Source organism: Aquisalimonas sp. (genome assembly GCF_007120195.1).
Classification (GTDB): Bacteria; Pseudomonadota; Gammaproteobacteria; order Nitrococcales; family Aquisalimonadaceae; genus Aquisalimonas.
The window spans coordinates 1-2,694 of sequence record NZ_SKOG01000032.1 but is presented as its reverse complement, the minus strand read 5'-3'; the positions used below and the strand labels follow the sequence as shown (position 1 = coordinate 2,694).

Sequence of the window (2,694 nt, the reverse complement as noted above, 5' to 3'; positions counted from 1 at the left end):
TCGAAGTCGTCATTGAACGCCCCGCGCGCGAGCGCCGCGAGAAAGTTCTCGGTGGTGACGTTGTCTTCGGCAAGCTCACCGACCCAGTACCGCCAGCCGGGCTCGTCGATGGCCTCGTGATCGCGCCCCAGTACAAGCTGATAGCCCACGGTGACTAGCGTCGCAGCGTCCATGGCCACAAGAAGTCCACTGTCGGGGATCTCGATGCTGGTGCTCAGCCGCCCCGCGAGCTCGTCGGCACCGCCGTCATCGGCCTCGCGATTGCGGAAGGCCCTGTAGGTGTCCTGCCCGTGCTCGGCAGCCAGGCCGAGAAGACTGCTGAACACAATGCCTTCGGGCTCCATAAACACCTCCTGTCAGTGGGGCACCGCCGAGGCCCTGCCAAACGAACCGGTCATCCATAGGTATCTGGCAGCGGGGAGCATGCCGAAACTCTCGCAGGCCACTACTGCGAACATAGCCGACTCCTGTCGACCCGCAACCTCGCCATGGGAGCAGCCGATCGCGTGGCGATTGCCTGAATCTCAGAATTTGCGCACCGCCAACGACACGAAGAAGAACTCCAGCGGCGCCCAGGCTCAACATTCGGCGCGACGCGCACGCCTCGCTCCCCGAGGCATGGTGTCAGCCGGAAAGACCCACACGCCGCGAACCAGCCACTGGTTCCCCCTCGCGGCTCACCGTCATCTCCGGGCGCAGCCGCGCGACGCCGCTGAACATGGCGCCGCGCGGGATCACTTCGAACTGGAGTGCATGCTCCAGCCATTGGAAGCATGTCTCCTCATGCGTCAGCCCGGTATGCAGGGCCAGGGCGACACTGTAGGCGCCCACCCCCAGCTCCAGCGGAACCCGGATGGTTACACTGAGCCGGTCACCGGCGTCCACGGCCAGCAGCTTCCCGAGCTGGGCGGAGTTGACGCCAAAGACTTCATGCCCGAAACGATCGCGGATAAGAAACCCCACGGTCAAATCGGGCACGGCCTGATGTGCATGAATCCGCAAACACAGCCGGCCTACCTCGCCGGGGTGGACACGATTCGACCCAGAACGCTCTCCCTGCAGACGGACGGCGTCAAAGACGACGCCACCGGTGCCAAAACCACGGTGATATCCAACCGCATCCGGGATGACAGGCGGGACGTCAGCCAGATACTGCATGTAGGCGTCGGCAACCGCCGCCGGCGCACCCGCTGCAGCGATCCGGCCATGCTGCAGCAATACCGCACGGTCACACAACGAGCGGATGGCCGCGAGATCATGCGCGACCAGGATGATCGCGCCGCCACGCCGCGTGAACGCCTGCAGGCGCGCAATGCACCGCTGCTGAAAACCCGCGTCGCCCACCGTCAGCGCCTCGTCAATCAAGAATGCATCGGGTTCGGCATGCATGGCGACAGCGAAACCGAGTCGCATACGCATGCCGGAGGAGTAGTTCTTGAGCGGCTCGTGAATTGCCGACCCCAGCCCCGAGAAGCGGAGGATGGCATCGCGACGCTCATCGAGCTGACGCCGCGTCATGCCAAGCAGCAGCCCGTTGGTCTGCAGGTTATCCAGTCCGGTGCGCTCGGGGCGAAACCCCGTACCGAGCTCCAGCAACGCCACCACACGGCCATGGCGTTGCACCCGGCCGCTCTCCGGCAACTGCACGCCGGCGAGCACCTTAAGCAAGGTGGACTTTCCGGAACCGTTGGCGCCAATTACCCCCAGAGTCTCACCGGAGCGCAACTCGAGACTGACATCGTCCAGGGCAACACGGCGGCGGAGACGACCGCGCAGCAACCCACACACCATGTCCCACGCCCCGGCGTGCACGTGGAATCGCTTGTAGAGCCGTTCGGCACGTAGCAGGACCAAGACACCCCCGGTAGCTGGTTTGCCTAGAGATAGTCGCGGATATGCCGCTCGCCTAATCGAACCACCGCCAGCGCCAAGGCGCATGCCAGCGCCGCCAGGACGGCGAGCCGCAACAACAACCCCGCATCCGGGGCTTCACCCAGGGCGAAGATGGATTGATAGGCGCTGACGAACCAGTATGCGGGATTCATTGTGGCCTGCGCCGCCGCGATTTGTTCAGGAACGATGTCGACAACCCACACGATGGGCGTGGCCCAGAACCACACCATGAGGACCGCCGTTACAAACTCCTGGATATCCTTGAGGAAGACATTCAGCGCGCCAAGCAGGAGGCCAATGCCCAGGGCAAGCGCCTGATGCGCCAGGTAGATCAGCGGTAACAGGACGAGCGCACCAGTGGCCGAGGGGTAGCCGGTAACAACCAGAGCGCTGGCAAAAACCAGCATGCCCACGAGAAAGGTAATGGTCTCACCGGCCACGACGCAAAGTGGCGGCACAATCAAGGGCAGGCGAATCTTGCTCAGCACATCCCGCCGGTCATGCAAGACCTCCGTCGTGCGCCGGATGGTGCCCGAGAACGCGAGCCATGGGAGCAGCCCGGCGATGAGGTAGACCCCGTAGCCGTGGAGCTCCTCGATACCGGGCAACCGAGCGCCCATTAACTGGGCGAATACCGCGAAGAATACGCTCACCAAGAGCATGGGGTGCACCACCGCCCAGACAATGCCAAGCACTGATCCGGCGTAGCGGTCCGCAAACTCCTGGCGTACCAGGCGAAAGAAGAGTGCACTGCTTATACGCACGTCATTGCCCTGCGCAGCCCGGGCCTTACTCAAGCCG

3 protein-coding genes are annotated in these 2,694 nt (G+C 63.9%); all 3 read right to left on the bottom strand.

Annotated elements, in window-relative coordinates:
• On the bottom strand, positions 1–344 hold a 344-nt coding region (locus QZT63_RS03035), incomplete at its 3' end, for a hypothetical protein (RefSeq protein WP_290648460.1).
• 280 nt (positions 345–624) lie between these two features.
• The gene (locus QZT63_RS03030) at positions 625–1,854 is read right to left on the bottom strand and encodes an ABC transporter ATP-binding protein (protein ID WP_290648459.1); all 1,230 of its coding nucleotides are present in this window, start codon (positions 1,852–1,854) and stop codon (positions 625–627) included.
• Positions 1,855–1,877: 23 nt separating this feature from the next.
• The coding region (locus tag QZT63_RS03025) for an ABC transporter permease (protein WP_290648458.1) at positions 1,878–2,694 on the bottom strand (817 nt) is incomplete at its 5' end.